The organism is Streptomyces sp. NPDC031479 (assembly GCF_055581065.1).
The window spans coordinates 261,788-283,236 of the sequence record NZ_JBVIKC010000002.1; the positions used below are offsets into that span (position 1 = coordinate 261,788).

19 protein-coding genes and 5 tRNA genes are annotated in these 21,449 nt (G+C 74.0%); 16 read left to right on the forward strand and 8 right to left on the reverse strand.

Annotation, left to right across the window (positions count from 1 at the left end; all coding sequences use genetic code 11):
* Positions 1 to 219 precede the first annotated feature (219 nt).
* The 3 genes from ACZ5D2_RS03765 (at position 220) to ACZ5D2_RS03775 (ending at position 2,561) form a co-directional block, all read left to right on the forward strand.
* Complete coding sequence (locus tag ACZ5D2_RS03765; protein WP_371679375.1) at positions 220 to 1,383, forward strand: glycerophosphodiester phosphodiesterase; 1,164 nt, start codon at positions 220 to 222, stop codon at positions 1,381 to 1,383.
* A 73-nt stretch (positions 1,384 to 1,456) separates the two neighbouring features.
* Complete coding sequence (locus ACZ5D2_RS03770) at positions 1,457 to 2,017, forward strand: RNA polymerase sigma factor (protein WP_371679376.1); 561 nt, start codon at positions 1,457 to 1,459, stop codon at positions 2,015 to 2,017.
* Positions 2,018 to 2,054: 37 nt separating this feature from the next.
* Positions 2,055 to 2,561 carry a GNAT family N-acetyltransferase gene (locus ACZ5D2_RS03775; protein WP_371679377.1) on the forward strand — a complete coding sequence of 169 codons (507 nt, stop codon included), beginning with the start codon at positions 2,055 to 2,057 and terminating at the stop codon, positions 2,559 to 2,561.
* Between the two features lie 73 nt (positions 2,562 to 2,634).
* Here the strand turns inward: ACZ5D2_RS03775 and ACZ5D2_RS03780 are convergent, their stop codons facing one another.
* Both ACZ5D2_RS03780 and ACZ5D2_RS03785 read right to left on the reverse strand, forming a co-directional pair.
* Positions 2,635 to 3,069: a hypothetical protein gene (locus tag ACZ5D2_RS03780; RefSeq protein ID WP_371679378.1), complete on the reverse strand. Its 435-nt coding sequence runs from the start codon at positions 3,067 to 3,069 to the stop codon at positions 2,635 to 2,637.
* A complete protein-coding gene (locus tag ACZ5D2_RS03785) occupies positions 3,062 to 3,430 on the reverse strand; it encodes a hypothetical protein (RefSeq protein WP_030233799.1) in 369 nt (122 codons plus the stop codon). The genes ACZ5D2_RS03780 and ACZ5D2_RS03785 overlap by 8 nt, the downstream gene beginning before the upstream one ends.
* Positions 3,431 to 4,029: 599 nt before the next feature.
* On the opposite strand from ACZ5D2_RS03785, the gene ACZ5D2_RS03790 reads away from it, so the two are divergent.
* From ACZ5D2_RS03790 to ACZ5D2_RS03825, 8 genes are all read left to right on the forward strand, one after another.
* Positions 4,030 to 5,097 carry a methionine ABC transporter ATP-binding protein gene (locus ACZ5D2_RS03790; protein WP_371679379.1) on the forward strand — a complete coding sequence of 356 codons (1,068 nt, stop codon included), beginning with the start codon at positions 4,030 to 4,032 and terminating at the stop codon, positions 5,095 to 5,097.
* Positions 5,094 to 5,762, forward strand: coding sequence for a methionine ABC transporter permease (locus ACZ5D2_RS03795; RefSeq protein WP_371679380.1), 669 nt, complete (start codon positions 5,094 to 5,096; stop codon positions 5,760 to 5,762). Before ACZ5D2_RS03790 ends, ACZ5D2_RS03795 begins: the two co-directional genes overlap by 4 nt.
* 91 nt (positions 5,763 to 5,853) lie before the next feature.
* Positions 5,854 to 6,720 (forward strand): MetQ/NlpA family ABC transporter substrate-binding protein, encoded by an 867-nt coding sequence (locus ACZ5D2_RS03800; protein WP_371679381.1) that lies wholly within the window; start codon positions 5,854 to 5,856, stop codon positions 6,718 to 6,720.
* A gap of 203 nt (positions 6,721 to 6,923) precedes the next feature.
* Positions 6,924 to 7,640: a GNAT family N-acetyltransferase gene (locus ACZ5D2_RS03805; RefSeq protein WP_468926994.1), complete on the forward strand. Its 717-nt coding sequence runs from the start codon at positions 6,924 to 6,926 to the stop codon at positions 7,638 to 7,640.
* A 76-nt stretch (positions 7,641 to 7,716) separates the two neighbouring features.
* Positions 7,717 to 8,946: a precorrin-6y C5,15-methyltransferase (decarboxylating) subunit CbiE gene (cbiE, locus tag ACZ5D2_RS03810; protein WP_371679383.1), complete on the forward strand. Its 1,230-nt coding sequence runs from the start codon at positions 7,717 to 7,719 to the stop codon at positions 8,944 to 8,946.
* A 248-nt stretch (positions 8,947 to 9,194) separates the two neighbouring features.
* Entirely contained in the window at positions 9,195 to 12,668 is a 3,474-nt protein-coding gene (gene cobT, locus ACZ5D2_RS03815) for a nicotinate-nucleotide--dimethylbenzimidazole phosphoribosyltransferase (RefSeq protein WP_468926997.1), read from the forward strand.
* A gap of 445 nt (positions 12,669 to 13,113) precedes the next feature.
* Positions 13,114 to 14,358, forward strand: a complete 1,245-nt coding sequence (cobA, locus tag ACZ5D2_RS03820; RefSeq protein WP_371679385.1) for a uroporphyrinogen-III C-methyltransferase — start codon at positions 13,114 to 13,116, stop codon at positions 14,356 to 14,358.
* Positions 14,359 to 14,400: 42 nt separating this feature from the next.
* Positions 14,401 to 15,216: a TrmH family RNA methyltransferase gene (locus ACZ5D2_RS03825; RefSeq protein ID WP_266838020.1), complete on the forward strand. Its 816-nt coding sequence runs from the start codon at positions 14,401 to 14,403 to the stop codon at positions 15,214 to 15,216.
* A gap of 44 nt (positions 15,217 to 15,260) precedes the next feature.
* Here ACZ5D2_RS03825 and ACZ5D2_RS03830 read toward each other — a convergent pair whose 3' ends face one another.
* Entirely contained in the window at positions 15,261 to 16,448 is a 1,188-nt protein-coding gene (locus tag ACZ5D2_RS03830; RefSeq protein ID WP_371679386.1) for a serine/threonine-protein kinase, read from the reverse strand.
* A 523-nt stretch (positions 16,449 to 16,971) separates the two neighbouring features.
* Between ACZ5D2_RS03830 and ACZ5D2_RS03835 the strand changes: the two genes are divergently transcribed.
* The 3 genes from ACZ5D2_RS03835 (at position 16,972) to ACZ5D2_RS03845 (ending at position 18,799) form a co-directional block, all read left to right on the forward strand.
* Entirely contained in the window at positions 16,972 to 17,181 is a 210-nt protein-coding gene (locus ACZ5D2_RS03835; RefSeq protein ID WP_371681335.1) for a hypothetical protein, read from the forward strand.
* A gap of 304 nt (positions 17,182 to 17,485) precedes the next feature.
* The gene (locus ACZ5D2_RS03840) at positions 17,486 to 18,412 is read left to right on the forward strand and encodes a phosphotransferase family protein (protein ID WP_371681336.1); all 927 of its coding nucleotides are present in this window, start codon (positions 17,486 to 17,488) and stop codon (positions 18,410 to 18,412) included.
* A gap of 75 nt (positions 18,413 to 18,487) precedes the next feature.
* Positions 18,488 to 18,799 (forward strand): TFIIB-type zinc ribbon-containing protein, encoded by a 312-nt coding sequence (locus tag ACZ5D2_RS03845; protein WP_371679387.1) that lies wholly within the window; start codon positions 18,488 to 18,490, stop codon positions 18,797 to 18,799.
* A gap of 62 nt (positions 18,800 to 18,861) precedes the next feature.
* Here the strand turns inward: ACZ5D2_RS03845 and ACZ5D2_RS03850 are convergent.
* From ACZ5D2_RS03850 to ACZ5D2_RS03870, 5 genes are all read right to left on the reverse strand, one after another.
* Positions 18,862 to 18,936, reverse strand: a tRNA-Val gene (locus tag ACZ5D2_RS03850).
* Between the two features lie 40 nt (positions 18,937 to 18,976).
* Positions 18,977 to 19,048: transfer RNA gene (locus ACZ5D2_RS03855), tRNA-Val, on the reverse strand.
* Positions 19,049 to 19,067: 19 nt separating this feature from the next.
* Positions 19,068 to 19,139 (reverse strand) — tRNA-Val (locus tag ACZ5D2_RS03860).
* A 1-nt stretch (position 19,140) separates the two neighbouring features.
* Positions 19,141 to 19,214: transfer RNA gene (locus ACZ5D2_RS03865), tRNA-Cys, on the reverse strand.
* Between the two features lie 41 nt (positions 19,215 to 19,255).
* Positions 19,256 to 19,328 (reverse strand) — tRNA-Gly (locus ACZ5D2_RS03870).
* A 180-nt stretch (positions 19,329 to 19,508) separates the two neighbouring features.
* Here ACZ5D2_RS03870 and ACZ5D2_RS03875 point away from each other — a divergent pair.
* Together ACZ5D2_RS03875 and ACZ5D2_RS03880 are read left to right on the forward strand one after the other, a co-directional pair.
* A complete protein-coding gene (locus ACZ5D2_RS03875; protein ID WP_371679388.1) occupies positions 19,509 to 20,591 on the forward strand; it encodes a chorismate-binding protein in 1,083 nt (360 codons plus the stop codon).
* A complete protein-coding gene (locus ACZ5D2_RS03880) occupies positions 20,588 to 21,406 on the forward strand; it encodes an aminotransferase class IV (protein ID WP_371679389.1) in 819 nt (272 codons plus the stop codon). Before ACZ5D2_RS03875 ends, ACZ5D2_RS03880 begins: the two co-directional genes overlap by 4 nt.
* The last annotated feature ends 43 nt before the right edge of the window (positions 21,407 to 21,449 follow it).

Consider the following 21,449-nt stretch of genomic DNA (forward strand, 5'->3'; position numbering starts at 1 on the left):
CACGGCGGTAGTGCAGGTGAGGACGATACTCGCGGCTCACGGCTGATCGCACATCGGGTTCACGTGGTAGATACATCGTGTTGACGCACGTTTCCGTCGTGTTCCCGCCACGCCCACCCTCCCGCCATCCCTCCTTGCCTACGATCGGCAGGCCGATTTCGGGCCGCGCGACCCGGAGATCCCGGGGCCCGGGCCCGTTTCACGATGAGGAGAGCACTCATGACGCAGGGTGGGGCAGCACGGCGCACGGTCCTGGGAGCGGCGGTCCTGGCGGCCGGAACCGGAATCACCGGACTGGCGGCGGGCAGCGCCGCCGCCGCCACCGACGGCGGACACGACGAGGGCGGCTACCGTGACCTCCCCGTCCCGACGGTCATCGGCCACCGGGGCTCCAGCGGATACCGGCCCGAGCACACCCTCGGCTCCTACCAGCTCGCCCTCGACCTGGGGGCCGACGTCATAGAACAGGACCTCGTCCCCACCAAGGACGGCCACCTGGTGTGCCGTCACGAGAACGAGATCGGCGGCACCACCGACGTCGGCGACCATCCCGAGTTCGCCGCCCGGCGCACCACCAAGAACGTCGACGGGGTCTCCGTCACCGGCTGGTTCACCGAGGACTTCACCCTCGCCGAGCTGAAGACCCTGCGCGCCAAGGAGCGCATCCCCGCCGTCCGCCAGCGCAACACCCTCTACGACGGCCGCTGGGCCGTCCCCACCTTCGAAGAGGTGCTGCGCTGGGCCAACCGCGAGAGCCGCCAGCGCGACAAGCGGGTATGGCTCCACGTCGAGACCAAGCACCCCACCTACTTCCGGGGTCTGGGCCTCGGCCTGGAGGAGCCCCTCGCGAAGCTGCTGCGCCGCTACGGACGCGACGGCCGGGACGCCGCCGTCTTCCTCCAGTCCTTCGAGCCCTCCAGCCTCCAGCGGCTCTCCCGCCTGGTGTCCGCGCCGCGCGTGGCGCTGCTCGGCGCGGCGAACACCCGGCCCTGGGACTTCGAGGTGGCCAAGGACCCCCGTACCGTCGCGGACCTGGTCAAGCCCGAGGGACTGCGGTGGATCGCCGGCTTCGCCCAGGGCATCGGCCCGGCCCTGGACCTGATCGTGCCGCGCACCGCCGACGGCCGGCTCGGCGAGCCGACCACCCTGGTCAAGGACGCGCACGCGCGGGGCCTGGTGCTGCACCCGTACACCGCGCGCAACGAGAACAGCTTCCTGCCCGCCGAGTTCCGCAAGGGCACCGATCCGGCCGCCTACGGGGACGCCTTCGGCGCCTTCAAGCGGTACTTCGAACTGGGCGTCGACGGCATCTTCACCGACAACCCCGACACCGGTGTCCTCGCGGCGGAGGCCTTCCGCCCCGGACGCGGCGTCAACCGCTAGCGCCGCTTCCCCGTACGGGTGTGCCCTTCCCGGCGGGGAAACCGCCGGGACCCGTCCGCTCGTCCCGCCCGGCATGGACCTGCTGAAGGAACCGGACCTGCCCGAGACCGGCCGGCCGGAGAGCGAACTGCTCCGGGAACTGGGCCCGCTGCTCTCCGCCGAGGCGGCCGCGGAGGCCCCGGCCGCCGGGGTGGAGGCCGCGGACCTGGAACAAGCCGTCTGGGTCAGGCTGCTGGAACGCGGCCCGTGCGCCCCCGACCCCAACGGCCGTGCCCGCTGGCTGCGGCGGGCGGTGCGCGCGGAGGCGCGGCTCGCCCGCAGGCGGGCCCGGCGCGAGGTCCCCTACGGAGCCGCGCCCACGCCCGCCGCGGCGGCCGGCGAGCCCGAGGACGCCCTGCTGCACGGCGAGGAGAACCGGGCCCTCCGATCGGCGGTCGCCCGATTGCCCGGACGTTGTCCCCAGCTCATAGGGGCACTTCTTTCGCCAAGAGACCTCACTTACCGTGAAATCGCAGGAGAGTTGGGTATCTCACAAGGAAGTTTGGGACCGGTCCGTTCCCGTTGCCTGGGATGTCTGCGCAGAATGCTCGCTGCAGAGGTTGCGGCTCCTGGCCCGTGGGGAAAGGAGCGGTAGACCGGAGAGCCACCAGGTGAGCGGGAGGCATGCGCACATGGGCATGAGCGTGACCATTTCGGCGGCGGCCGCCGAAGACGCCGAGCAGATCTTCAAGCTGCAGTATCTGGCGTTCCAGCGGGAGGCCGAGCTGTACGGCAACTACCTCATCCAGCCGCTCACCCAGTCCCTGGACTCCCTGAAGGCGGAGCTCGCCTCGGACACCGTCCTGGTGGCCCGGCTGGGCGACGAGGTGGTCGGCACGGTGCGCGGCAGCATCGGCGAGGACGGCACCGCGAGCATCGCCAAGCTGTGCGTGCACCCGCGCCTCCAGGGCCACGGACTGGGCGCGCGGCTGCTGCGCGCAGTGGAGGAGGCCCTCGCGGGCCACGGCGCCGCGACCCGCTTCCGCCTCCACACGGGCGTCAAGAGCGAGTCGAACCTGCGCCTCTACCGCAAGGCCGGTTACGCGCAGGTCGGCAACCGCACCGCCTCCGACGGCGTGCACCTGGTGATCCTGGAGAAGGAGGCCGCGGAGGCCACCGACTTCGCCGTCAGCGCGTAGGTTCCGGCCGGGCCGTCCCACGGGGCGCCCGGCCGCCACCGGCCGGACGGACGGGACGGGCGGGCCGAGGGCGTCAGCGCTTCGAGCGGAGCCAGATCATCCCGGTCACCGGCAGGATCACGGGGATGAACAGGTAGCCCATCCCGAACTCCGACCACACGGTGGCGTCGGGGAAGGACTCGGGCCGCACCAGGGTCCAGGTGCCGACGGCCAGCACGCCCGCCAGTTCGGCCGCGCAGCAGACCAGCGCCGCCTTGCGGGCCTTCTCCCCGCCGCGCACCAGCGAGTACGTGATGAAGGCGTACGCCAGGGCCGCGGCCCCGGACAGCGCGTACGCCAGCGGGGCCCGGTCGAACTCGGTGGAGATCTGGTAGGCCGAGCGCGAGACCGCGCCGACCACCATCACCCCGTAGAGCCACACCAGCAGCAGTCCCGGACCGGAGACCAGCCGCTTGCGCCCGGGGGTCCCGGAGGCCTCCGCCGTCGCGGTCTTCGTGTCGTCAGGCACCGGCGGTTCCCCAGATGTCGTAGAGCCGTACTTCGAGGACGGCGAGGACGACCGCGCCCGCGGCCACCGTCACCGAACCCCATTTGGTCCGTTCGCTCAGCGAGAGCATCCCGGCGGCCGGGACCGCCGCGAAGGCGCCCACCAGATAGGCGACGAAGAGCACCGTGCCCTGTGCGGGCCTCTCGCCCCGGGCCAGCTGCACCAGGCCGACCACCAGCTGGGCCAGGACCAGGAGGGTCACCACGGCCATGCCGATGAAATGCCAGTCCTTGGTCGGCTGGTCCCGCCACACGGCGTGACCGCACCAGGCGGCGAGGGCGAGGGCGGCCACGCCGATGGCGGCCGTCAGGGCGTCGAGCATGCAGCGAGGGTATTACGGGCCGCAGGACCCGGTGCGCCCGCCCCTCGCCGGTACGGGCCGGGGCGCCGGCGGCCGGGACGCGGACCGTGGTCTTGACCACAGCGCACCCCGCCGGCGGACCCGGCGCGGACGCGGTCGCCGGGGACCTCCGGGCCGTGTCCGCACTGGTCGGGGCCGCCGGAGCGCCGCTCGGGACGGAGGGCCGGGCACGACCGATGTCGTCCGTAATGCGGCCGGAATCCGTCCGGTATGCGGACACTGTGGATCGATGAGTCGCCATGTCTGCTTTACTGGGGCCCATGACCACGACGAGCAGCCGCACCCTTGCGACCGAGGCGACGATGACGCCCGGTGCTCGTTGTATGTGTCGAATGCGCGCCTTCTGAGGGCCCCCTTCCTGCAGTCTCGCGCCCCGAAGCGAGACCGGCCGAGCCGTTCCGCAGCAGCCGTCACCACCTGACGGGCCGTACGGACCGCTCCTGCCCCGCGCACGCGTCGACGCCATCCCCTTTCCGACGGTTCGACCCGTATCGCGTCCCCAGATGTTTGCCCCGTGCACGGCACCCGCACGCCGTGCACTCGACAGCGACGGAATTCCTGTGATCACCACATCGGGCCTCACGAAGGTCTACCAGTCCCGTGGCCGTGAGGTCACCGCCCTGGACGGCGTCGACCTGCACGTCCGCGAGGGCGAGGTATACGGAGTCATCGGCCAGAGCGGCGCCGGCAAGTCCTCCCTGATCCGCTGCGTGAACCTGCTGGAGCGCCCCACCACCGGCACGGTCACCGTCGACGGCGTCGACCTCACCGCGCTGGCCGGCCGCGGCCGCCGCGCCGGCAAGGAACTGCGCGAGGCCCGCAGCCGCATCGGCATGGTGTTCCAGCACTTCAACCTGCTGTCCTCGCGCACCGTGCAGGCCAACATCGAGCTGCCCCTGGAGATCCTCGGCGTCTCCGGCCGCGAGCGCTCGCGCAAGGCCCTGGAACTCCTCGACCTCGTCGGCCTCGCCGACAAGGCCAAGGCCTACCCCACCCAGCTCTCCGGCGGCCAGAAGCAGCGCGTCGGCATCGCCCGCGCCCTGGCCGGCGACCCCAAGGTGCTGCTCTCCGACGAGGCCACCAGCGCCCTGGACCCCGAGACCACCCGCTCGATCCTGCAGCTGCTGCGCGACCTCAACCGCCAGCTCGGCCTGACCGTCCTGCTCATCACCCACGAGATGGACGTGGTCAAGGCCGTCTGCGACTCCGCCGCGCTGATGAAGCGGGGCCGGATCATCGAATCGGGCACCGTCGCGGAACTGCTCGCCACCCCCGGCTCCGAGCTCGCCGCCGAACTCTTCCCCGTCAGCGGCGCCGCCACCGGCCCCGACCGCACCGTCGTCGACGTCACCTTCCACGGAGAGGCCGCCACCCAGCCGGTCATCTCCCAGCTGTCGCGCACGTACAACATCGACATCTCGATCCTCGGCGCCGCGATGGACACCGTCGCCGGCCGCCAGATCGGCCGGATGCGCATCGAACTGCCCGGCCGCTACGAGGACAACGTCGTGCCCGTCGGCTTCCTGCGCGAGCAGGGCCTCCAGGTGGACGTGGTCGACGACGCCGACGCCGCGGCCGACGAGATCGACGACGAACTGGCCGCACTGGTCAAGGATGGTGCCAAGTGACCTGGTCCGAGATGCAGCCCCTGCTCACCCAGGGCACCTACGACACCCTGTACATGGTGCTGTGGTCCACCCTGGTGACCGTCCTCGGCGGACTGCCCGTCGGCATCCTCCTCGTCCTCACCGACAAGGGCGGCCTCCTGCAGAACCGGCCGCTCAACAAGGTCCTCGGCGCGATAGTGAACGTGGGCCGCTCGCTGCCCTTCATCATCCTGCTGATCGCCCTGATCCCGGTCACGACCGCCGTCGTCGGCACCTTCATCGGCCCCACCGCGATGATCGTCCCGCTCGCCATCGGGGCCATCCCCTTCTTCGCCCGCCTCGTCGAGACGGCCGTCCGTGAGGTCGACCACGGCCTGATCGAGGCCGTCGAGTCCATGGGCGGCGGCATCCCCACCCTCGTCGGCAAGGTCCTGCTCCCGCAGTCCCTGCCCTCGCTGGTCGCCGCCGTCACCACCACCGTGATCACCCTGGTCGGCTACTCGGCCATGGCCGGCGCGGTCGGCGGCGAGGGACTCGGCTCCAAGGCCATCACGTACGGCTTCCAGCGCTTCGAGACCGGCTTCATGGTCGCCACCGTCGTCGTGCTGATCGCCCTCGTCACGGTGATCCAGCTGATCGGCGACGGCGTGGTGCGCGTCCTCGCCCGCCGCGGCCGGACCGTCTGAACCTTCCCCCACAAAAGAGCCCGCACTTGTCGTGCTTGGGCCACCACCAGCGGGTCCCCACCGGACCCGTACCGCCAGAAAGGCACTCTTCGTGCGTAAGAACGTCAAGCTCACCGCCTTCGCCGCCGCCTCCGCCGCGCTCGCCCTCGGCCTCACCGCCTGCGGCAGCTCCTCGGACCCCTCCACGGCCAAGGCCGACGGCGGCAAGGCCGACGAGAGCAAGCCCCTCGTCATCGCGGCGTCCCCGACCCCGCACGCCGACATCCTGAAGTTCGTCAAGGACAACCTCGCCGCCAAGGAAGGCCTCAAGCTGGAGGTGAAGGAGTTCACGGACTACGTCCTGCCCAACACCGCCACCGAGCAGGGCCAGGTCGACGGCAACTACTTCCAGCACAAGCCGTACCTCGACGACTTCAACAAGAAGAACGGCACCCACATCGTGCCCGTCGTGAACGTGCACCTGGAGCCCCTCGGCCTCTACTCCAAGAAGGTCAAGGCCCTCTCCGACATCAAGGCCGGCCAGACCGTCGCCGTCCCCAACGACACCACCAACGAGGGCCGCGCGCTCCAGCTGCTCGCCGCGAACAAGCTGATCACCCTCAAGGACGGCGTCGGCACCAACGCCAAGCTCTCCGACATCACCGACAAGAAGGGCCTGGAGTTCAAGGAGCTGGAGGCCGCCACGGTCCCGCGCGCCCTGAACGACGTGGACGCCGCCGTCATCAACGGCAACTACGCCATCGAGGCCAAGCTCTCGCCCGCCAAGGACGCCCTGGCCCTGGAGAAGGCCGAGGGCAACCCGTACGCCAACTTCCTGGCGGTCAAGGACGGCAAGCAGACCGACCCGCGCATCCAGAAGCTCGCCAAGCTCCTGAACTCCGACGAGGTCAAGAAGTTCATCCAGGACAAGTACCAGGGTTCGGTCACCCCCGCCTTCGGCGCCCCGGCCGCTTCCTGACGAAAACCGCCTGGTAGACGCCGGATTCCCGGCCCCGCGCCCCCTCCGGGGGACGCGGGGCCGCGGGCTGCCCGCATCCGGGCAGCCCGGCCCTGCACATCACCCGGCCGATGCTGCATGCTGTGGCCTACGACCCGCACGACGGTCCCCCTCGAACGGTCCCGCACCACGGTCGCACCACGGTCTCAGGCATGGAGCTGCGCATGACTACCACCTTCCCGGACGTCACCATCAGCACGGACCGGCTGGTGCTGCGCGCCTTCGAGGAGGACGACGTCACGGCGCTCGCCGAGATGATGAACGACGAGCACGTCACCGCCTGGACCCCGGTACCGCACCCCTACACCCACGCCGACGCCCACGGCTGGGCCACCCGGAAGTCCCACGCGGAACGCACCGACGGCCGGGGCATCGTCTTCGCCGTCACCGAGTTCCTCACCCAGCGCCTCGTCGGCATCGTCCACCTCCAGAACACCGACTGGCGCACCCGCACCACCGAGGTCGGTTACGTCACCGCCCCCTGGGCCCGGGGCGAGGGCTACGCCAGCGAGTCCGTCCTCGCCGTCGCCCAGTGGCTCTTCCGCGACCAGGGCTTCGAGCGCCTCGAAATCCGCACCGCCGCCGACAACACCGCCTCCCAGCAGGTCGCCCAGAAGATCGGTTGCATCAGCGAAGGCGTCCTGCGCAACGCGTGGATAGTGCGCACCCAGGCGGCCGACGGCGGCTGGACCGAGACCCGCACCGACCTCATCGTCTGGAGCCTGGTCCCCGAGGACCTCGACGAGGGCGAGGAGTACGAGGGCTACGACGGCCACAGCGGCTACGACGGCACCCGCGGATACCCGCCCCGGGACTCCGGATACGCCTTCGGCCGGTCCGCCGACGCCACCGGCTACGCCGTCGCCGCCGACTGGAACTGACCCGATGACCAGGTAGTCTCACGATGCGCGACCCCCGACGAAGCTCGCCCGCCCCCACCTCAGGAGACTGACGACGATGGCCGACCGGGTCACGGTGATCGGCTGGGACGGCTCACCCCTGACCGCGGCCGCTCGGTCCGCGCTCGCCGCCGCCACCCTCGTGGCCGGCGCCGCCCACCACCTCGCGCTCCCCGAGGTCCCGCCCACCGCGGAACGCATCCGCCTCGGCAGCCTCCACCTCGCCGCCCGCCGCATCGCCGGCCACCGCGGCACCGCCGTCGTCCTCGCCGACGGAGACCCCGGATTCTTCGGCGTCGTACGCACCCTGCGCGCCCCGGAACACGGCCTGGAGGTGGAGGTCGTCCCCGCCGTCTCCGCCGTCGCCGCGGCCTTCGCCCGCGCCGGGATGCCCTGGGACGACGCCCAGGTGGTCGTCGCCCACCCCCGCACCCTGCGCCGGGCCGTCAACGTCTGCCGGGCCCACAGCAAGGTCGCCGTCCTCACCTCGCCCGGAGCCGGACCCGCCGAACTCGCCCTGCTGCTCGACGGGGTGCACCGCACCTTCGTCATCTGCGAGGAACTGGGCACCGACCGCGAGCGCGTCACCGTCCTGACCTCCGACAAGGCCGCCGACCACAGCTGGCGCGACCCGAACGTGGTCATCGTCATCGGCGGCGCGGGCCAGGTCTCCGCCGCCGAGCCCGGCTGGCTGTTCGGCCAGCCCCCCCACCTCGCGGCCACCCGCGGCTGGGCCCGGCCCCGGCCCGCCGGGGACGGGCCCGCGGGGGAGGGGCCCGTGGGGGAGGGCGAGTCCGCACAGCTGCGCGCGGCCCAGCTCGCCCGCCTCGGCCCCCGCGCCGGCGACCTCGTCTGGGACATCGGGGCCGGCTCCGGGGCCCTCGCCGTGGACGCCGCCGCCCTCGGCGCGGCCGTCATCGCGGTGGACGCCGACCCCCGCGCCTGCGAACGGGTAACGGCCGCCGCCCGTCGGCGCGGTGTCCAGATCCAGGTCGTGCCCGGCCGCGCCCCGCACGTCCTGGAGAACCTCCCCGAGCCCGACGTCGTCCGCGTCGGCGGGGGCGGCGCCGAGGTCGTCGCGGCCGTCGCCGACCGGCGCCCCGAACGGATCGTCAGCCACGCCTCCACGCGCGACGACGCCGAGGCCATCGGACGCGTCCTCGGCGAACACGGGTACGCCGTCGAGTGCGCACTCCTCCAGTCCGTCGGCCTCGACACCCGGACCTGGGCGGAACAGGAGCGTTCCGTGGTGTTCCTCCTGGCAGCCGAGCGCCCCGTGAGCCGCTAGCGCGCAGGCCGGGGTAGGCTGGCCGATCGTCGTGCCGCCCTCAGGACGCGCGACGTGGCGCAGTCCACAGCGGACCGTGCCGGTTTGTGGCCGACACGGCGGCCGACGAGCGCGACAATGCTCAGGAGTTGTTGTGCGGGCGCACGCGAGGCGTCGCACCGCACGGCGACCCCGCACACATCACCGCCCGGCGGTCGTGTGGGCGACCAGGCGATCGAAGAGGCAACACCGATGGGCGAGGGGTACGCATGACTGACACCGGCCAGGTCCCGGGCGAGGGTCACCCGGACAACGGGGGCATGGTGGATCAGCAGGGCATCCCCGCTCCGGTTCCGCCGCTCCCGCCGCTTCCGCCGCAGCCCCCGGCCGGCTACGCCTTCCAGGACCTCGTGGACGACCCCGCCGAGGCGGAGGACGAGGAACTGCTGCTGATGCCGAGCGGCCAGGGCTCCTGGAGCGACCCCCAGGTGGTCCCGCCGGTGCCGGCCTTCCCGGCCGAGTTCCCCGCCGAGCCCGTCTACACCGAGTACCCGCAGGCCCCCGGGGCCGGTTACCCCGAGCCCGGACACCTCGGCTTCCCGGAGCCCGGCTACCAGGACGCCGGCTACCCGGCGCCGCAGCAGCCCGGCTTCCCCGACCCCTCGTACCCCGTGGGCGCGGGCTTCCCCGACGGCTACGCCGACCCCGCCGCGTACAGCGCGGGCGCGCACGAGACCGGCGGCCGTGACACCGGCTCGCTCGACCTCGGCGGCCTCGTGGCCCCGCAGGCCGCCCAGGTGCCGGCCGCGTCGCCCGTGATCCCCGCACGCCGTCCGCTGCACATGGGCCCGCCGATGCCCGAGGCCGGGGGAGTCGTGCGCTCCCTCGCGGACCGGGGTCCCGCCGCCGCTCCGGCGCCGGCGCCCGTGGCCGCCCCGGCCCCCGTGCCCGCCCCCGAGCCGGCCCCCGTGGTGGCGGCGCAGCCCGTCGCCGAGCCGGCGCCGCAGCCCCTGCCGCAGCAGCCCGTCGCCGAGCCCGCCGCCGAACCGGTGGCGGAGCCGGTGGTGGAGCCCGTCGCCGTGCCGGTCGCCGTCGCAGAGCCGGCCGCCGTGCCCGTGGCCGTGCCCGCCGCCGCCGGTGCGCCGGTGGCGCAGGAGCCGGTCGCCGCGGCGGTGCCGCAGCCCGCTGCGCCGGCCGCGGGTCCCGAGTACCTGGACGCCCCGCAGCAGGCGGCGCAGGCCGCCGAGATCCCGGCGCAGGCCGGGACGCCGTGGACGGCCGAGCCCGCTCCGGCCGCCGCCCCCGTTCCGGCCGCCGCCCCCGCCGCTGCCGCGCCCGCTCCCGTGGAGCCGTCCGCGGAGCCGTCCGCGGAGCCCGTGGCGCAGCCGGAGGCCCAGCCGTCCGCCGAGGCCGCCGCCCAGGCCTCCGAGGCCGCCGCGGTGCCCGCCGCCGCGCCCGTCGCCGCCGAGGCGGCTCCCGAAGCCGCCCCGGAGGCCCAGGAGCCCGCCGGCGCCCCGCAGCCGCCGGCCCCGGTAGTTCCCGAGGCCCCCGAGGCCCCCGAGGCGCCGACCGCCGTGGAGGTCCCGGCCGAGCCGGTGGCCGCCGTGGAGGTCCCCGCCGGGCCTTCGGCCCCCGAGGCCGCCCAGGCGCCCGCCGAGGCCGAGCCCGTGCTCCCGGAGGCCGCCGGTACCCCGGCCGCCGAGCCCGTCGCGCCGGTCGCGGAGGCCCCTGCAGAATCGGTTCAGGCCCCCGTCGAGGCGGCCGTCCCGGCCGACGTGCCGGCGGAGCCCGAGGCGCCGGCCGCCGCGGAGGCCCCGGCCGAGGCGGAGGCCCCGGCCGAGGCGGAGGCCCCGGCCGAGGCGGAGGCCCCGGCCGAGGCGGAGGCCGTCCCGGCCGAGGCCGCCGAGCCGGTCGCCGCGTCCGCCCCCGAGGCCGACGCCCCGGACGCCACCGCCCCGGACGCCACCGAACCCGCCGACGCCGCGCAGGCCCCCGAACCCGTCTCCGCCGGCGAGCCCGCCCCCGCGTACGACGACGCCGAACGCGAGGCCGTCCTGCGCGTCATGCGCGAGCGCCGCGACATCCGCAAGGGCTTCCGTACCGACCCCATCCCGCACGAGGTGCTGCTGCGCGTCCTGGAGGCCGCCCACACGGCCCCCAGCGTCGGCCACTCGCAGCCCTGGGACTTCGTCGTCATCCGCTCCGCCGAGACCCGCCGGACGATGCACGAGCTCGCCCAGCGCCAGCGCGAGGCCTACGCCAAGTCGCTGCCCAAGGGCCGGGCGAAGCAGTTCAAGGAACTCAAGATCGAGGCCATCCTCGACACCCCGGTGAACATCGTCGTCACCGCCGACCCCACCCGCGGCGGCCGCCACACCCTCGGCCGGCACACCCAGCCGCAGATGGCCCCGTACTCCTCCGCCCTCGCGGTCGAGAACCTCTGGCTCGCCGCGCGCGCCGAGGGCCTCGGCGTGGGCTGGGTCAGCTTCTTCGACGAGCGCGAGATGGTCCGCGCGCTCGGACTGCCGGAGCACCTGGAGGTCGTCGCGTACCTGTGCGTCGGCTACGTGGACGAGTTCCCGGACGAGCCCGAACTGGCGCAGGCCGGCTGGTCCCAGCGTCGTCCGCTGGCCTGGGTCGTCCACGAGGAGACGTACGGACGCCGCGCGCTGCCCGGCGAGGAGCCGCACGACCTGCTCTCCGAGACCGTCGCCAGCATCCGCCCGCTCGACGCCAAGGCGCTGGGCGAGGCCTGGGAGCGGCAGAAGCGCATGACGAAGCCCGCCGGGGCCCTGGGCATGCTGGAGATCATCTCCGCCCAGCTGGCCGGCCTCTCCCGGGTCTGCCCGCCGCCCATCCCGGAGCCGGCCGCCGTCGCGATCTTCGCGGGCGACCACGGCGTCCACGCCCAGGGAGTCACCCCCTGGCCGCAGGAGGTCACCACGCAGATGGTGGCGAACTTCCTCGGCGGCGGCGCGGTCTGCAACGCCTTCGCCAACCAGGTCGGCGCCGAGGTCTGCGTCATCGACGTCGGCGTGGCCGGTGACCTCCCCGCCACCACCGGCCTGCTGCCGCGCAAGGTCCGTCCCGGCACGGCCGACCTCTCCACCGGCCCGGCCATGACCCGCGAGGAAGCGATCGCGGCCATCGAGGTCGGCATCGAGACGGCCCGCGACCTGGTCGCCGCCGGCAACAAGGCCCTGCTCACGGGCGAGATGGGCATCGCGAACACCACGGTCTCGGCGGCCCTCATCTCGGTCTTCACGGGCGTCGACCCCGCGGAGGTCACCGGCCGGGGCACCGGCATCAACGACGAGACCCACGCCCGCAAGGTCGAGGTCGTCCGCCGGGCCCTGGAACTCCACCAGCCCGACCCGGCCGACCCGATCGGCGTCCTGGCGGCCATCGGCGGCCTGGAGCACGCGGCGATCGTCGGCCTCCTCCTGGGCGGGGCATCCCTGCGCACCCCGGTCATCCTCGACGGCGTGAGCGCCGGCGCGGCCGCCCTCGTGGCCCGCGCCATCGCACCGGAGTCCCTGTCGGCCTGCATCGCGGGCCACCGCAGCGCGGAGCCGGGTCACGTGGCGGCCCTGAACAAGCTCGGCCTGCGTCCCCTGGTCGACCTGGACCTCCGCCTCGGCGAGGGCACGGGCGCGCTCCTGGCGCTCCCCCTGGTCCAGAGCGCGGCGCGCGCGATGCACGAGGTGGCCACCTTCGACTCGGCGGGCGTCACCGAGAAGTAGCCCCCTCCCCGCCCTTCCACCGCTCCCGCCCCGGGCGCCGGCGATGTCCAGCCCCGCCGGCGTTCGAGGCGCGGGGGGTCCGGGGGGCCGGAGCCCCCGAAGGGTCCGGGCGGAGCCCGGGAACGGGGGAAGGGCGGGCAGGGGTGGACCCCGCGCAGCGGCACCCGGTGGCCCCGCCCAGCAGCCGCACCCGCGCGTCGGCCCGTGAGTCCGGCCCCTGCCGCGGCACCCCGGCACCGGCGCCGCCTCCGCGCACCCGCTCCCCGGATCCGGCCCGCGCGGCGCGGCGCCCCCGCCCCCGAAGCTCGCGCAGCCCCCGCAGGGACCACCGCCCCGGATGGGTCGTATCGTGGTCCCGGACGGGCAACCGCACGCCGCCCGCCACGCCGCTCCAGCGCAGCAGCGGCCCCGCCGACCCCTCGCCGCACCAGGAGCCGCAACCGCCATGGCAAACCCGGCATACCCCGCCTACCCCGTAGGACTCCGCCTGGCCGGGCGCCGCGTCGTCGTCATCGGCGGCGGTCAGGTCGCCCAGCGCCGCCTGCCCGCCCTCATCGCGGCCGGCGCCGACGTCCTGCTGATCTCCCCTTCCGCGACCCCCTCCGTGGACGCGATGGCGGAGACCGGCGAGATCCGCTGGGAACGCCGCCGCTACCGGGAGGGCGATCTCGCCGACGCCTGGTACGCCCTGATCGCCACCCAGAACCGCGAGGACAACGAGCGCGCCTCCGCCGAGGCCGAGCGCGAGCGCGTCTGGTGCGTGCGCGCCGACGACGCCTCCGCCGCCACCGCCTGGACCCCCGCCACCGGCCGCATCGAGGGCGTCACCGTCGCCGTGCTGACCGGCAACGACCCGCGCCGTTCGGCCGCCGTCCGCGACGCGGTCGTCGAGGGCCTGCGCGACGGCACCCTCACCGCCCCCGCGCACCGCCACAAGGGCACCCCCGGCGTCGCCCTCGTCGGCGGCGGCCCCGGCGACCCGGACCTGATCACCGTGCGCGGCCGCCGGCTGCTCGCCGAGGCCGACGTGGTCATCGCCGACCGGCTCGGCCCCCGCGACCTCCTCGACGAACTCCCCCCGCACGTCGAGGTCATCGACGCGGCGAAGATCCCGTACGGCCGGTTCATGGCCCAGGAGGCCATCAACAACGCCCTGATCGAGCACGCCAAGGCGGGCAAGGCCGTCGTCCGGCTCAAGGGCGGGGACCCGTACGTCTTCGGCCGTGGCATGGAGGAGCTGCAGGCCCTCGCCGAGCACGGCATCCCCTGCACGGTCGTCCCCGGCATCTCCAGCTCCATCTCGGTGCCGAGCGCCGCCGGGATCCCCGTCACCCACCGCGGGGTGGCGCACGAGTTCACCGTGGTCAGCGGACACGTCGGCCCCGACGACCCGCGCTCCCTGGTGGACTGGGCCTCCCTCGCGAAGCTCACCGGCACCCTCGTGATCCTCATGGGCGTCGACAAGATCGGCCTGATCGCCGAGGCCCTGATCCGCCACGGCCGCTCCGCCGGCACCCCGGTCGCGGTCGTCCAGGAGGGCACCACGGCCACCCAGCGCCGGGTGGACGCCACCCTCGCCACGGTCGGTGAGACCGTGCGCGCCGAGGAGGTCCGCCCGCCGGCCGTGATCGTCATCGGCGAGGTCGTCCGCGTGAACGCGCCCGACGCCCTCCCCGCCACCGACGCCTGACAGGCCGTTGGCACCACACCCACGACAAGGCAGTATCACCCTGTGGCTGATCTCATCACCGTCGAAGACCCCGACGACCCCCGCCTGCGCGACTACACGGGCCTGACCGACGTGGAGCTGCGGCGCCGCCGCGAGCCCGCCGAGGGCCTCTTCATCGCCGAGGGCGAGAAGGTCATCAGACGGGCCAAGGACGCCGGCTACGAGATGCGCTCCATGCTGCTCTCCGCCAAGTGGGTCGACGTCATGCGCGACGTCATCGACGAGCTCCCCGCCCCGGTCTACGCCGTCAGCCCGGAGCTCGCCGAACGCGTCACCGGCTACCACGTGCACCGCGGCGCCCTCGCCTCCATGCAGCGCAAGCCGCTGCCCACGGCGCAGGACCTGCTCGCGTCGGCCCGCCGGGTGGCCGTCATGGAGGCGGTCAACGACCACACCAACATCGGAGCCATCTTCCGCAGCGCCGCCGCCCTCGGCATGGACGCGGTGCTGCTGTCGCCCGACTGCGCGGACCCGCTCTACCGCCGCTCGGTGAAGGTCTCCATGGGGGCGGTGTTCTCCGTCCCCTACGCCCGCCTCGACGCCTGGCCCAAGAGCCTGGACTCGGTACGGGAGGCGGGCTTCAAGCTCCTCGCCCTCACCCCGCACGAGAAGGCCTCGCCGATCGACGAGGCCGCCCCGCAGTCCCTCGAACGGGTCGCGCTGATGCTCGGAGCGGAGGGCGACGGCCTGTCCACGCAGGCGCTGGTCGCCGCCGACGAGTGGGTGCGCATCCCCATGGCGCACGGCGTGGACTCGCTCAACGTGGGCGCGGCCGCGGCCGTCGCCTTCTACGCGGTGGCCGGCGGCCACCGGGCCTGACCGTCCGGGTGCCGGGCCCCGAGGGGGCCCGGCACACCGTCGGCCTAGAGCTTCTGCGCCAGGGCGATGCCCAGCGCCACCAGCAGCGTCACCACGACGAACACGATCAGCCGCTGCCGCATCAGCTTCGGGTCCGGCCGTGAGGGCCGGCGCCCCGTGCCGGTGGTCCGCGGAGCCGGACGGCCACCCGTACGCCCGGCGGTGGAACCGGGATTGCGCGGGGACGAGGGCCGCGAGTGGGGTCCGCCGTGCGGGGCCTGCGCCCTGGGGGCGGGCGTGCCGCCGCCCGGGGTGCGCCGGTCCACGCTGCTCTGCTCGGTGTAGAGGGCGGTCTGGTCGGCGAGCCGCCCCACCGGCCGGTCGGGCCGCGGCCGCTGCACCGGCGGCCGGCCGTCGCCCAGACCCTGCGCCTCGCGGGCCGCGATCTCCTTCAGCCGCATCGACAGCTGCAGGGTCGTCGGCCGCTCCTCGGGGTCCTTGGCCAGGCAGGCCCGAACCAGCGGCGCGAGGGCGTCCGGTACGCCGACCAGGTGGGGCTCCTCGTGCACCACCCGGTACAGCATGACCTCGGAACTGCCGTGTCCGAACGGGGAGTCGGCGGTCGCCGCGTAGGCGAGGGTGGCGCCGAGCGCGAAGACGTCGGTGGCGGGGGTGACGGCGGCGCCGCGCACCTGCTCGGGGGCGAGGAAGCCGGGGGAGCCGACGGCGGTCCCCACGTGGGTCAGGGTGCTCGCCCCGGTCGCCCAGGCGATGCCGAAGTCGATGATCCGCGGGCCCTTGGGGGACAGCAGGATGTTCGAGGGCTTGAGATCGCGGTGGACCACGCCGGCCTCGTGCACGGCGACGAGGCCCTCGGAGAGCGCGGCACCGATGGCGGCGATCTGCGCGGCCGTCAGGGGGCCTTCCTCGGCCACCTTGTCGTGCAGCGAGGGTCCGGGCACGTACTGCGTGGCGAACCAGGGGCGCTCGGCCTCCAGATCGGCGGCCACCAGCCGCGCGGTGCACCCGCCGCGGATCCGCCGGGCGGCGGACACCTCGCGCGCGAAGCGGGAGCGGAACTCCTGGTCCTCGGCCAGGTCGGGCCGGATCACCTTCAGGGCGACGCGCTGACCGCGCCGGTCGGACCCCAGGTAGACCACGCCCATGCCGCCCGCGCCGAGCCTGCGGTGCAGTCTGAACGAGCCGACGACACGCGGGTCCTCGCGCCGGAGCCGCATCATCGCCATGTCCACCCCGCTGACCGGTCGTCCTGTTGACCTGGCACAGCTTACGGACCATCCGGCACGAGCGCTCAGAGGCCGCGCCCTCGTCGAAGGATTCGATCGTCAGTACGTGGCAGGCCACTTGAGGGTGTGCCGCCCCCGGCCGCCGCCCCCGGACCCGCACCGGAACCGGCGCCCAAACGGCCCTCGTGCCAAGGGGATTGGCGCCGACTGCGGCCCCGCGCGAGCGCATCTCCCGAGGGGGAGCGGCGAGAGCCGCCGGGTGACGCGGTCAACCGCCCGTACGCGGACACGTGTGTGCGGGGAGTGACGGAAGTGAGCGAAGTCACTACCCTCCGGTCATCCCCTCCGGGAAGTCCCCCATGACGGGGAAGCGGTCTCCACCCAGGGGAGTACTCCGGGGAGGTGCTCGTCATCCTCCCGGAGGCCCGCCAAAGGGTACGAAGGCATGAGGCCAGGGGCCTTCCGCACGCCTAGTGTTGAAGACAAGCGGCGGGTGGCGCACTCGTCCCCCGAGGTCACGAACCCGCCGCTGCCAGACGACAGGGAGAGGACCATGGCGGACATCGCCCGGCAGGGACGCAAGGCATTCGCGTTCAACAGCCATGAGTCCGGTAAGCGCCACCCGCTGGTGGCCGCGGCGATGGTCCTCCCCCTGGCCGCCCTCCTGCTCTTCCTCTTCGGAGGTTTCGACCAGGTGGCGGCACAGGCGTCGTCCGTTGGCGTGATGCTGGGGCGCTGAGCGGCGCCCCGGGTCCGGGAGAGCGGCCCGGACCGGGACATCGGCCTGTCGAATCCCCGTGGGGACGGGGGATCGACGACGGACGGCAGGTGAAGGGTGCTGCCCGTACGACTGGGGAGTCGGACGGGCAGCACCCTTCTTCTTTCGTCCCGCCCCCGCCCCCCGTAGCCTCGTCCCGAGCGAAGGAGAGGCCCATGGCGGACGCGGACCACGACCCCACGAGCACGCAGGCCCACGACGGGGAGGCGGCGCACCCCCGTCGCCGCGGCACGCCGCCGCGCACCCCCGTCGCCGCGTGAGCGCACTGCCGCTGCCCGCCCCGCTGCCCGCGGCCCTCGCCGCCTGGGCCCGCGGCGGCCCCGCGCAGCCCTACGTCCTCCTCGCCGACCGCCCCGACGGGACGGTCGTGCGCTGCGGGGACGCCGTGGCCAAGGCGCACGCCCCGGGCAGCGACCCGGAGGCCCTCGCGGCCCGCATCCGCGTCGCCGGCTCCGGAGCCCTCGCGGGGGTGCTGCTGCCCCCGCTGCGCACCGGGGCCGTCCACGGCCGCACCGTCACGCTGTGGCCCTACGGGACCCCCGTGGATCCGGCGCGCCCCGAGGACGCCCCCTGGGAGGAGGCCGCCCGGCTGCTCGCGGCCCTGCACCGGACCGAACCCGGGGACCTCCCCGGACCCCTCCCGCCGATGCGCGGCCCGGCCAAGGTGGCCCGCGCCCTGCGTCGCCTGGCCAGAGCCCCGCAGCCGGACCCGGACGGGGTCCGGGCGGTCCGCGCCGCCGCCGCGACCCTCCCGGACTGGGCTCGCGGCGAGGGCGTCCCCCCGGCCGGGGCGGCGGTGCTGTGCCACGGCGACCTGCACCTCGGGCAGCTCGTCCGCCACCCCGTCCCCGACGGTCCCTGGCGGCTCATCGACGTCGACGACCTCGGCCTCGGGGCGCCCGCCTGGGACCTGGCCCGCCCGGCGGCCTGGTACGCGGCCGGGATCCTCGCCCCGGAGGCCTGGCTGCGCTTCCTCGACGCCTACCGGGCCGCGGGAGGCCCGGCCGCCGGCCCGCCCGGCAGCGACCCCTGGCCGGAACTCGACCTGGCCGCGCGGGCGCTGACCGTACAGACGGCGGCCCTCGCCCTCGCCAAGGCGGCGCCCGCCCGCCGCCCGCTGGACGAGGGGGAGCGGCTGATGCTGGATTCCTGTGTCCGAATGGCTACATTCCGGGCCGAGTTGGAGCCCTGACTCCGTCGTAAGGTGAGCGGGAGGCGCCGGGTGGGCATCCGGCGCCGACGCGAACGGCGAGGAGTTGATCCGGTCATGCAGTGTCCGAAGTGTCACGCGATGATGCACACCTACAACCGCAACGGCGTCCAGATCGAGCAGTGCAGCGGCTGCCGCGGCATCTTTCTCGACTACGGCGAGTTGGAGGCGCTGACCCGTCTGGAGTCCCAGTACACGGCGCAGCAGTACGGCCAGGTCCCGCCGCCCGCCGCGCCGCCGGCCCCGTACCCGGCCCACGTGGCTCCGGCCCCGGCCTGGGGCGCCCCGCAGCACGGCGGCCACGGCCACGGACACGGACACCACGGTCACCACAAGGGCGGATTCGGCCGGATGCTCTTCTCCTCCTGAGGCCGGTCGGCACCCGGGAACGCGGAAGCCCCGGCCGTGGGAACGGCCGGGGCTTCCGGAGGTGGTGCGCGATACTGGGATTGAACCAGTGACCTCTTCCGTGTCAGGGAAGCGCTCTCCCGCTGAGCTAATCGCGCGGGACCGCGGTGTGAAACCGCAGGTGGTACGTGTACTGCGTGCGCGATACTGGGATTGAACCAGTGACCTCTTCCGTGTCAGGGAAGCGCTCTCCCGCTGAGCTAATCGCGCGGGGATCCTTGCGGATCAGTGGACGATACTGGGATTGAACCAGTGACCTCTTCCGTGTCAGGGAAGCGCTCTCCCGCTGAGCTAATCGTCCTTGGAGGTGGAGACGGGATTTGAACCCGTGTAGACGGCTTTGCAGGCCGTTGCCTCGCCTCTCGGCCACTCCACCATGGAGCTGTAGGGGTTCTCGGGAAGAAATCCCCCACTTCGAGCGGACGACGAGACTCGAACTCGCGACATCCACCTTGGCAAGGTGGTGCTCTACCAACTGAGCTACGTCCGCAGGTCACCGTGTTCGCTCCGGGGTTTTTCCCCTTCGCTCCCTGGCGACGTGTTGAACTCTAGCGGATTCCCGGGCCAGCTCAAAAACGCGTTTCCGCAGCGTGCTGCGGCCCGATCACCACCGGTCACCCGGCGGCCACCCCACCGGCGCCATCGCGTCACCGGTCATAGACTCGCAGCCGTGCACGACCTGCCTCCCCTGGCCCGCTTCGGCGGCCTCCTCGCGACCGACCTCCGTGACGTCACCAGTGACCCCTCGGCCCTCGACTCCTCCGGCTTCTGGGCGGTGACCGCAGACTTCGAAGGCCGGCTGGTCTGCGCGCGCTTCGGGGACGTGCGTCCCGACCCCGTCCCGGCCCCCGTGCCCGGGGCCTGGTCCGGTCCGGCCGCCGGCCGCTGGTCCTCCTCGCTGGACCGCGGCGCGTACGTCGCGGGCGTGCGCCGGATACGCGCGTACATCGAGGCCGGTGAGGTCTACCAGGCCAACCTCTGCCGCGTGATGTCCGCGCCGCTGCCGGACCCCGCGCGGGCCGACGTGGACGCCCTCACCGCCCTGCTCGCGCGCGGGAACCCCGCTCCCTACGCAGGAACGATTCGTCTCCCGGCCCACGGCGTGGAGATCGCCAGCGCCTCCCCGGAGCTCTACCTGAGCCGCCACGGCCGCCGCATCGAGTCCGGCCCCATCAAGGGCACCGGCCGCACCGTGGCCGACCTGCTGCCCAAGGACCACGCCGAGAACGTGATGATCGTGGACCTGGTCCGCAACGACCTGGGCCGGGTCTGCGCGACCGGCTCGGTCACCGTCCCGGAGCTGTGCGCCGTGGAGGAGCACCCCGGCCTCGTCCACCTGGTCTCCACCGTCAGCGGAGAACTCGCCGAGGGCGCGGGCTGGCCGGAGCTGCTCGCCGCCACCTTCCCGCCCGGCTCCGTCACCGGCGCGCCCAAGTCCTCCGCCCTGCGGATCATCGACGAACTGGAGACCGCCCCGCGCGGCCCCTACTGCGGCGGCATCGGCTGGGTGGACGCGGACCGGGGCACCGCCGCCCTGGCCGTCGGCATCCGCACCTTCTGGATCGACCGCACGGCCCCCGGCGGCCCCCGCCTGTGCTTCGGGACCGGAGCGGGCATCACCTGGGGCTCCGACCCCGAGCGGGAGTGGGCGGAGACCGAGCTCAAGGCGGCCCGGCTGGTCGCGCTAGCGTCAGGGGTGCGAGAGCCGGGCCCGAACGGGGCCCGCGACCTGAGTGGAGGAACCGTACGGTGAGGATCTGGCTCGACGGAACGCTGCGGGACGACCACGACGCGAAGGTGTCCGTACTCGACCACGGGCTCACCGTGGGCGACGGGGTCTTCGAGACGGTCAAGGCCCAGGACGGGACCCTCTTCGCGCTCACCCGCCACCTGGACCGGCTGACCCGCTCGGCCCGCGGCCTCGGCCTGCCCGACCCCGACCTCGACGAGGTGCGCCGCGCCTGCGCCGCCGTGGTGGCCGAACATCCCGTGCCGCTCGGCCGGCTCCGGATCACCTACACCGGCGGCCTCTCCCCCCTCGGCTCCGAGCGCGGCGACAGCGGACCCACGCTGACCGTCGCCATCGGGGAGACCGTCCGCCGCCCCGACACCACCGCGGTGATCACCGTGCCCTGGGTGCGCAACGAGCGCTCCGCGGTGGCCGGTCTGAAGACCACCTCCTACGCCGAGAACGTGGTGGCCCTGGCCCGCGCGCACGGGGAGGGGGCCTCCGAGGCCCTCTTCGCCAACACCGTCGGCCGGCTCTGCGAGGGCACCGGCTCCAACGTCTTCGTCGTCCTCGACGGCGAGCTGTACACCCCGCCCCTGGTCTCGGGCTGCCTCGCCGGCATCACCCGGGCGCTGGCCGTCGAATGGACCGGCGCCAAAGAGGCCGACCTGCCCTTCGACGCGCTGGAGCGCGCCGAGGAGGTCTTCCTGACCTCGACCCTGCGCGACGTACAGGCCGTCCACCGCGTCGACGGCCGCACCCTGGCCGCCCCGGGCCCGGTCACCGGCAAGGCGATGCGGATCTTCGAGGAGCGGGCCGCCTCCGACATCGACCCCTGAGCGGGACCGGCGGGCACGGCCCGTAGTCACGGAGCCGCGGGGC

Excerpts from the sequence above, each read along its gene's own strand:
- ACZ5D2_RS03805 (WP_468926994.1), top strand. The coding sequence starts at position 6,924 with ATGACTACCACCTTCCCGGACGTCACCATCAGCACGGACCGGCTGGTG.
- ACZ5D2_RS03775 (WP_371679377.1), top strand. The coding sequence starts at position 2,055 with ATGGGCATGAGCGTGACCATTTCGGCGGCGGCCGCCGAAGACGCCGAG.
- ACZ5D2_RS03770 (WP_371679376.1), top strand. The coding sequence starts at position 1,457 with ATGGACCTGCTGAAGGAACCGGACCTGCCCGAGACCGGCCGGCCGGAG.
- cobA (WP_371679385.1), top strand. The coding sequence starts at position 13,114 with ATGGCAAACCCGGCATACCCCGCCTACCCCGTAGGACTCCGCCTGGCC.
- ACZ5D2_RS03785 (WP_030233799.1), bottom strand. The coding sequence starts at position 3,430 with ATGCTCGACGCCCTGACGGCCGCCATCGGCGTGGCCGCCCTCGCCCTC.
- cbiE (WP_371679383.1), top strand. The coding sequence starts at position 7,717 with ATGGCCGACCGGGTCACGGTGATCGGCTGGGACGGCTCACCCCTGACC.
- ACZ5D2_RS03845 (WP_371679387.1), top strand. The coding sequence starts at position 18,488 with ATGCAGTGTCCGAAGTGTCACGCGATGATGCACACCTACAACCGCAAC.
- ACZ5D2_RS03765 (WP_371679375.1), top strand. The coding sequence starts at position 220 with ATGACGCAGGGTGGGGCAGCACGGCGCACGGTCCTGGGAGCGGCGGTC.
- cobT (WP_468926997.1), top strand. The coding sequence starts at position 9,195 with ATGACTGACACCGGCCAGGTCCCGGGCGAGGGTCACCCGGACAACGGG.